At 65.4% G+C, this 8,646-nt stretch carries 6 protein-coding genes and 1 pseudogene; 3 read left to right on the forward strand and 4 right to left on the reverse strand.

Going from position 1 to position 8,646, the window contains the following annotated elements:
* Window positions 1-45: 45 nt before the first annotated feature.
* From nfi to ACEQZD_RS06395, 3 genes and pseudogenes are all read right to left on the reverse strand, one after another.
* Window positions 46-752 (reverse strand): annotated as a pseudogene (gene nfi / locus ACEQZD_RS06385) (deoxyribonuclease V).
* The gene (locus tag ACEQZD_RS06390; RefSeq protein ID WP_185956858.1) at window positions 753-1,487 is read right to left on the reverse strand and encodes a TetR/AcrR family transcriptional regulator; all 735 of its coding nucleotides are present in this window, start codon (window positions 1,485-1,487) and stop codon (window positions 753-755) included. It lies immediately after the preceding pseudogene.
* Window positions 1,488-1,530: 43 nt separating this feature from the next.
* A complete protein-coding gene (locus ACEQZD_RS06395) occupies window positions 1,531-2,529 on the reverse strand; it encodes an alpha/beta fold hydrolase (protein ID WP_370184640.1) in 999 nt (332 codons plus the stop codon).
* Between the two features lie 148 nt (window positions 2,530-2,677).
* Here ACEQZD_RS06395 and glnT point away from each other — a divergent pair, with 148 nt between their 5' ends.
* From glnT to ACEQZD_RS06410, 3 genes are all read left to right on the forward strand, one after another.
* Window positions 2,678-4,036 carry a type III glutamate--ammonia ligase gene (gene glnT, locus ACEQZD_RS06400; protein WP_370184642.1) on the forward strand — a complete coding sequence of 453 codons (1,359 nt, stop codon included), beginning with the start codon at window positions 2,678-2,680 and terminating at the stop codon, window positions 4,034-4,036.
* A 22-nt stretch (window positions 4,037-4,058) separates the two neighbouring features.
* Window positions 4,059-5,150 carry a putative urea ABC transporter substrate-binding protein gene (locus ACEQZD_RS06405; protein WP_370184644.1) on the forward strand — a complete coding sequence of 364 codons (1,092 nt, stop codon included), beginning with the start codon at window positions 4,059-4,061 and terminating at the stop codon, window positions 5,148-5,150.
* Window positions 5,151-5,212: 62 nt separating this feature from the next.
* A complete protein-coding gene (locus ACEQZD_RS06410) occupies window positions 5,213-5,821 on the forward strand; it encodes a TetR family transcriptional regulator (RefSeq protein ID WP_067609770.1) in 609 nt (202 codons plus the stop codon).
* Here ACEQZD_RS06410 and ACEQZD_RS06415 read toward each other — a convergent pair.
* A complete protein-coding gene (locus ACEQZD_RS06415) occupies window positions 5,810-8,575 on the reverse strand; it encodes a hypothetical protein (RefSeq protein WP_370184645.1) in 2,766 nt (921 codons plus the stop codon). The two genes, ACEQZD_RS06410 and ACEQZD_RS06415, sit on opposite strands and share 12 nt — an antisense overlap.
* Window positions 8,576-8,646 lie beyond the last annotated feature (71 nt).

Raw genomic sequence — 8,646 nt, forward strand, 5'->3', positions numbered from 1 at the left:
TCCATGTACGCTCTCCCTGGTTGTTATCGATGTTGTCGATCCAGATTAGCGCAGCGCATCCAGGCGGGCGAGCCATCGTTGGCCGCGGTTGGACGCCAGCCCGTCCGCCCAGCGGGTGGTCTCGGGAAGCCGATAACGGGTGGTGCAGGCCATCACCAGTTCCAGCGCCGTGGCCAGATCAGTGCGGTGGCCCGGGGACACGATCAGCGGCCGGGTGCCGACACGGGTGCGCAGGACGGCACCCAGGGTGTCGCCGGCACGGTCCAGCAACGGTGTCCATTCACCGCGCCCCTCCGGCACCTCGCCGTGGCGGCCGGTGAGGCGCTTCTTGGCGACTCCCACCGTGGGCAGCCCGGTCAGCACGCCCAGTGCGCGGCGATACCCAGGCGGCGCGGGTGGGCGATACCGTGGCCATCGCAAAGCAGCACATCCGGCCCCACCCGAAGCTGTTCCAGCGCGCGCAGGATCACCGGACATTCGCGGAACGACAGCAGCCCGGGCACATACGGAAAGGCCACCGGAAGTCGCGCCAGGGCGTAATCAAGCGGCTCCAGGGTGCGGTAATCCAGCACCACAATGGCGGCACGGGCGGTGTCGGCGTTCTCGAACCCCACATCGACGCCGGCAACCGTGCGCACCGGCGGCAAATCGTCGCTCAGCCTGACCTGCGTCGCGGTGTCCCGCTGTATGCGCCGGGCCCGCGACGCGTCCATGTCGGCCCATTGTTGCTGCAGTTGCTGCGCGGTAACCATTCAACCTCTGCCTTCGTCCTTGCGAACCTGTTCCGTGCTCTTATCCAGCGCCGCCACAACGGCCGGCGACAACGGGGCATCAAACATCGCCGCCCCGGTGGCGATCAAATCTTCAATACGCACACGCGCGTCGTCGTAGCGGAACGCGGAACCTTGAGCGTGCTGAATCTGCTCCAGCGCGGCCAGGCCATTAACCTGCATATCCATGACGCTTATAAAGCGTTGATCGACAATCTGCACGGGCATGTAGGGTTTACAGTCGCGCAGGGCGGCAAGACAAGCCTCCAGCCCCAACCCGTAAAGACCACGAAACTGGCGCCAGACAGCACGGTCCACGCGTAGCTGTATCAAAAAGCGCATGTAATGACCTGGGGAAGAGCCGTCGAGAAGCAACTCGGCCAGCGGCATGAGACAACAACGGGATATCTGCTCAGTGCTCAACGGCATGCCGTTGCTTGCCGCCAGTGCCTGATCAAGCATTTCGGTTCGGCGTGCGTCCACTGGCGCGGAGCGCAGTTGCAACACCGACTCCACGATCGCCTCGCGGGAACCGAAATGATAGTGGATGACGGACTCGTTTCTCTGCCCGGCCTGCTCACGAATCTCACGCAACGTGGCGCCTTGCAAACCCTTTACCGCGAACACCTGCTCCGCCGCCAGCGTCAGCTCAAGGCGGGTCCCCTTAAGCGCCCGGCTTTTACTCTTGGAGTTTCGTATCTCGGTCCTCGCTGTCATGGCTCCGGCCTTCCACGTCATTTAATGGCTGAATATTAGCAGCTCAGGGAGCAGCAAGCAGGCCCGCCATGGCGCGCCACCACTGCGCCATGGCCACCGGCTCGCGGCCGGGGGCGCCGGCGGCGTGCCCGTAGTCGGAGTCGAGCACCTCAACCCGGGCGCCGGCGATCAGCGACGCCTCGTGGCGGGCGTCCTCGACGGTGAAGTACAGATCGGTGCGCGACGGCATGACCAGGGTGCGCGCGCTGATCGCCTCCAGGGCGTTGTCGCCGGGGTCGGCGCTTTCCCAGGCATGCATCACGGCGAGCAGATCATTGGCGTCCTGGGCCAGATGGTCCTGCTCCCAGAAGCGCAGCAGCGCGTCGATGTCGGCGAACCCCAGATTCCGGTACAGGCCGCGCCGGAAGAACGCCTGGCTGTAGGCCCAGCCGGCGTAGACCCGGGCAAACGCCTTGAGCCCGGCCTCCGGCGCGCGCTGATAATCACCGCCGTTGTACACCGGGTCCGCCGTCAAGGCGCTGCGCACGCCGTCGAGAAACACCCGGTTGTGGGGCCAGCAGCGGGCGGTGGCGCACACCGGCAGCAGGCGCCGCACTCTGTGCGGATGCAGCGCCGCCCACAGATAGGACTGCATGCCGCCCATGGACCAGCCGGTGGCCAGGGCGATGTCCACGTCTCCGAACCAGGCATGCAGCGCCCGGCGCTGGGCCTCCACATTGTCGTCCAGGGTCACGGCGGGGAAGCGGTGCCCCGCCTGTGACGGGTGGCTGCGGCTCGGCGAGCTGGCGCGGCCGTTGCCGAACATATCGAACAGCACCACGCAGTAGTCGCCGCCGGCCAGCGGACCGCCCGCACCAACAAGGGGCAGGCTGCCCTCATAAGTGCCACCGTAGTAGCACGGCACGATCACCAGATTGTCCCGGCGCGCGTTCAACACACCGATCTGGTATCCGGTCAGCACGGCGTCCCGCAACACGCCGCCCTCTTTAAGCGGCAGATCACCTAGCCGAATCTCTCTGTTAAACCCTTGTTTATCAACCACTCTTTCTCTCCTTGCTGGCCGGATCGAACAAGCCCGCCAGGCCGCGGATCCGAAATTATATATACAGGCTGGCATGTATATTGAATGAAGGAATCGTGCCAAGGCGCACCCTGAGCGCCCAGCGACGGAACCGACAGGAGAGAAACCGATGAATGCGTACCAACCCGTTGAATCCCTGCGCCAGGATCTGGCGGAAAAAGGCGTGAAGTACGCCATGGCCAGCTACGTGGATATCCACGGCGCCATCAAGGGCAAGTTCGTGCCGCTCAACCACCTGGACCGCATGATGAAGGGTTCGGAACTGTACACCGGCGCCGCCCTGGACGGTGTGCCCCAGGACATCAACGACGACGAAGTGGCGGCCATGCCCGACGCGGCCAGCGCCACCCAGTGCACCTGGAACCGCCAACTGGCCTGGTTCGCCAGCGACCTGCACCTGAACGGGCAACCGTTCCAGGCCTGCTCCCGGCATATTCTCAAGCGCCAGCTGGCCGCCGCCGCCGAGCTGGGCTTCAGTTTCAACCTGGGCATCGAAACCGAATTCTTTCTGTTCAAGGACACCGAGGACGGCGGCTTCGCGCCGATCAGCGACCGCGACGTACTCGACAAGCCCTGCTACGACCCCAGCGTGCTGATGGACAACCTGCCGATCATCGACGAGATCGTGGAGGCCATGAACGAACAGGGCTGGGACGTGTACTCCTTCGACCATGAGGACGCCAACGGCCAGTTCGAAACCGATTTCATGTTCACCGACGCCCTCAACATGGCCGACCGTCTGGTGTATTTCCGCATGATGGCCAACGAGATCGCCCGCAAGCACGGCGCCTTCGCCAGCTTCATGGCCAAACCGTTCGCCGACCGCACCGGCAGCGGCGCGCATTTCAATATGTCCCTGGCGGACATCGACAGCGGCAAGAACCTGTTCGAGCCGGACGGCGACGACCCGCACCAATGCGGCGTGTCACCGCTGGCCTATCACTTTATCGCCGGCGTACTGAAACACGCGCGCGCCATCTGCGCGGTGATCGCGCCAACGGTCAACAGCTACAAGCGCCTGGTGCAACGCGGCGCCATGTCCGGCTCCACCTGGGCGCCGGTGTACTGCTGCTACGGCAACAACAACCGCACCAACATGCTACGTATTCCGTCCCAGGGCGGCCGTGTGGAATGCCGCGCCCCGGACATCAGCGGCAACCCCTATCTGGGCGCGGCGATGATGCTCGCCGCCGGCCTGGAAGGGATTCGCGAAAAACTGGAACCGGGTGAACCGCACCGGGAAAACATGAACGACCACAGCCTCGCCGAGATCAAGGCGATGGGTATCGAAATGCTGCCGCGCACCCTCGATGAGGCGGTCGACGCCTTCGAAGCGGACCCGCTTTCCCGTGACGTATTCGGTGATCTGATGTTCGACAGCTTTATCGACTTCAAACGCTCCGAGTGGGAGCAATACCACAACCTGGTTTCCGACTGGGAAGTGAAACGTTACCTGAAAATGTTCTGATCCGACCGTACAGGAGAACACCATGACGTTATTCAAACGCACGCTTCACTGGACCGGCGCAATCGCGCTTGCCGGGGTGATTTCAGCCTCTTTCCTGGCACCGTCGACCGCGCTGGCCGAGGAACGCGACAGCTTCAAGCTGGCCTGGACCATCTACGCCGGCTGGATGCCCTGGAAGTACGCCGACGAGTCCGGAATCATGGATAAGTGGGCCGACAAATACGACATTGATGTGGAAATTACCCAGATCAATGATTACATCGAATCGATCAACCAGTTCACCGCCGGCCAGTACGACGCGGTGACCCTGACCAGCATGGACGCGCTGTCGATCCCCGCCGCCGGCGGCGTCGATTCCACCGCCCTGCTGATCGGCGACTACTCCAACGGCAACGACGGCCTGGTGATGAAGGACCCGGACGGCGGCGTGGCGTCGCTGAAAGGCGAAACCATCAACCTGGTGGAGTTGTCGGTGTCTCATTATCTGCTGGCCCGGGCGCTCGAAGAACAGGGCCTGAGCGAACGGGACGTGAACATCGTCAATACCTCGGACGCGGACATCGTGGCCGCGTTCAGCAGCGACGACGTGCGCAACATCGTCACCTGGAACCCGCTGCTCACCGAAGCCGCCGCCACGCCCGGCGCCGAGATCGTGTTCGATTCCAGCCAGATTCCCGGCCATATCAAGGACCTGACCCTGGTCAACACCGAAACCCTGAAAGACAATCCGAAGCTGGGCAAGGCACTGACCGGCGCCTGGTACGAAGTAATGGCGATTCTGGAGAGCAACACCCAGAAAGGCGAAGACGCCCGCGCCTTTCTCGGCCAGGCTTCCGGCACCGACCAGAAGGGTTACGAAGACCAGCTGGCCGGCATGAAGATGTTCTGGGAACCGGATGCCGCCGTGGCCTTCGCCAACAGCGACGAAGCCTTCCAGGCCATGGACGACGTGCGTGAGTTTTCCTTTAAACACGGTCTGCTGGGCGAAGGCGCCCCTAGCGCCGACTTTATCGGCATCGCCTTCCCGGGTGGCAAGGTGCTGGGCGACAAAGGCAACATCAAGCTGCGCTTTGACACCACCTACATGCAGATGGCCGACGACGGCGAACTGTAAGATTAATCCGCACAGGGAGGTCGGCCGCCACGTTTCGCTTGCGCGTGGCGGCCTTGTTGCCGATGAGACGAACAAAAGAAGACGCGGAAAAAACCCGCCGCAAAATCGTCGAAGTGGCCCTGCAGCTTTTCAGCAGCAACGGCTACACCAACACCACGCTGGCCAAGATCGCCACCGAGGCGGGCTTCAGCCGCGGACCGATTTACTGGCACTTCAACAACAAGGATGAATTGTTCGAGGAAGTGCTTTCGTTTTCGCAGCAGCCGCTGGCCGACCTGATCAACCAGGCACGCGGTGAGCTGGCACAGCCGTTAAACGCCATCCATGAATTCGCGGAACAATGGCTGCGCCTGTTGGTGGATAACCGCTGGCACCGTCAGTCGTTTGAAATACTGCTCAATAAAACCGAGCTCACCTCGACCATGGAGCGCACCCTCAAACGGGAGCGCAAACTCACCCGGGACGTGGTCTCGGTACTCACCAACCTGGTCACGCAGGCCCAGCAACAGCAGCTCATCAGTGATCGCCACGGCGCCGACGAGCTGGGATTGCTGTGCTACACCTATCTGATGGGCATCACCCAGACCTGGTTGTTCTCCCCGCGCCTGTTCAAGTTGGAACAGGAAATTCCCTTCTTCCTCGACCGTCTCGACCGCCTGCTACAGGATTGATCCGGCGCCGCCACCGTCGGCTTCGCAGAGCGGCAACGGGGACGCCCCGGGCAACACCCACACCGGGCTGGAGAACGCCACCGGGCGGCCCGTGTCCGGATCCAGAATGCGGAGGAAATAATACCGCTCCTGGTCGCCGACGGTGAGGGTCGCGGTCCAGCTCGCGCCGGTGCCGGTGGCGACCACCCGGTTGCCGTTGGTGACCAGCTCCATGCGCCCGGTGAAATCCGCGCCGGCGCGGCTCAGCGATGCCCGCAACGGCAGTTGCTGTCCCTCCGGGCGGCGCAGACGGCTGCCCATGGGCTTGTCGTCCACGCGCACCGTCATGCGCAGGTCGTTGTAGCCCTGGGCCACCGCGTAGAAGCGACGCGCGGACAACGCTTCTTTTAAGTCCGCCGCGTCGCGGGACCGGGCGATCAACACCGTCTTCGGCAGATCCGGATCGCCCCATTCCTCATCGTGATGGTCCTCCGAGCCCACCGCGCCCAGATGCCAGCCTTTATCCAGCGCGTAGGCCAGCCAGCTGCCGCCGGGGCCGCCGGAGTCGTACTCCGAGCCTTTGCCGAACACCTCCAGGCCCACCGCGCGGCGGTCGGCGGCGGGCACGTAGCGGAAATCGTTGAAGGTGTAGGCGGGATCGCCGCCGATCGGCTCGACGATCTGTTCCAGCGCGTCCTCGCGCCCCGGGTGGTTGAACACCAGCAGGCTGTCGCCGCCGCCACCGAAAGCGGCGGGATAACTGAACCATTGCCAGAACAGGCCCATGGACACCGCGTACCCTGGGCCGGTTTTGGCGTTGATCACGTTGTCGCCGAACAACAGATTGATGTGCCCGAAGCGGTCCGAGGTCCACTCAAAACCCCGGATGCCGGTGAAGCCGTCGTCGCTGGCGGCGAGCGCCTGTTCCTCGGTGGCGGACCACTTGCGGAACGAATCAAAGGGGGCGTCGTCATCGGCGATCAGACATTCGAAGAAGCGTTCGGAAAAACAATCGCCGTTAACGGAAAGCGGCAGGCGGGTGTTGTCCGAGTGGTCGGTGACGGCGGTGAAATCCAGGCCCAGCGCCCGGGTGCGCTCGAACACCTCCGCCGGCCGCGAGCTGATGGCGCCGTCCGAATAGCCGGTGTGTTCGTGAATGGCGCCGATGTAATGCTCGAAAGTGCGCGCGTCGAAGGCCGGCGTGCACTGGTCGGCGGGCGCCGCCTGGGGCAGGGTTTCCAGCACGTAGAGCGGGTCGGTGAGCTTGCCCAGAATCGCCTCGCAGCCGCCGCCGGCGGGATCGCGCAGGCACCCCGCCACGCCGTCATCCAGGCTCGCCAGCGCCGAGAACGGACAGGCCGGATCGCGCGGATCGCCCAGGCAGGCGCCGATCCCGTCCGGGTCCAGCAATCCGCCCAGCACCGCCAGTGGGCAGCCGGCCTGCAGCGGGCTGAGCAGGCACTGGAACACACCCGGCGAGGCCTCCGCCCGGGGCGTCGCCTGCAGGGTCACCGTGCGGCTGGTCTCGCGGTCGCCGTCGGACACCGTCACCTCGAAGCCGAACACGGTGGCCTCCTCGAGCAGTGGCAGGGTGACCCGGGCGTCGCGGGTGTCGGCGTTGTCGATCGCCAGCGCCGGCGCGCCGTCATCCCGTTGCGTCCAGCGGTATTGCAGCGGATGGTTGTCCGGGTCCGAGGCCACCGCCAGCAGCCGTGCGGTTTCGCCGCCACTGGCGACGCCCGGGTCGGCGTAGGCGTCGTCGATACGCGGGGCCGCGTTGGCCGGTGCCGGCAGGATGGTAACGGTGACCCGGTCGCTGGCGCGCCCGCCCTGATCGTCCACGGCGGTCAGCGACAGCTCGACGTCCGTGGCCTCGGCCACCGGCGGCGCGGTGAACGCCACCTGCAGCCGGTCGTCGCCCTCCAGCGTCAGGGCGGGGCCGCCCGGCGTCGCCCGCCACAGCACGCTGACCACGGCGCCATCGTCACTGGCGGCGCCGTTCAGCACCACCCGATCGCCGGCGGTGACGGTGCGGTCCTCGCCGGCATCCACCGTCGGCAGGGGGTTGTTGAAGGTATCCACCACGGTGACGGTGACCGTATCCCGGCCCACGGCGCCACTGGAATCCTCCGCCTCCAGTTCGAACGTCAGCGCCGTGTCGGCGTCCACCTGCGGCGCGACGATACTCAACAGATTCTGGTCCCTGGCGCCGTCGATGACCGCTTCGGACCCGCCGGTCTGCCGCCAGCCCAGGCGCCGCAGGGAGCGGCCCGGGGACACCGTGGCGCCGCCGTTGAGCTGCAGGGTTTCGCCCTCATCGACCCGCTGGTCCTGGCCGGCGTCCACGCGGGGCGCATCACCGCCGGCGGCATCGATGGTCACCGTGCTCACCGCGTCGCCGGAGGCGCCGCCGTCATCGGTGACCCGCACCCGGACCCGGGCTTCGCCGTCCACCGCCGCGGCCGGCACCCGCACCGTCAGGCGGCGCGGCTGCTCCTCGACCACGGTCAGCGCCCCATCCACGGTCCAGGTCACCGACACGATCTGGCCGTCGTCGTCCTCGGCGGTGAGCCGAAAGGTACCCTCCGTGCCGGCGGTCAGCCGGGCCGGCCCTTCCAGCGCCGCCCGCGGCGCCCGGTTGGAAGGCTCGGGCGACGCCGGGTCACTGTCCGAGCTACCCCCACCCCCACCACAGGCCGCCAGCAACGCGGTGATGAAAAACACCGGCGCCATGCAAAACCGGTGCGCCCGACCTGAATTCTGCCATTCGCTCATAAGGAACCCCCGTACCAGAACAAGGCGCGAGTATTCCTTCACGGGATGACCGGGCCATGACGGCGCGGACG

It is taken from the genome of Alloalcanivorax sp. (genome assembly GCF_964221125.1).
Lineage (GTDB): Bacteria > Pseudomonadota > Gammaproteobacteria > Pseudomonadales > Alcanivoracaceae > Alloalcanivorax > Alloalcanivorax venustensis.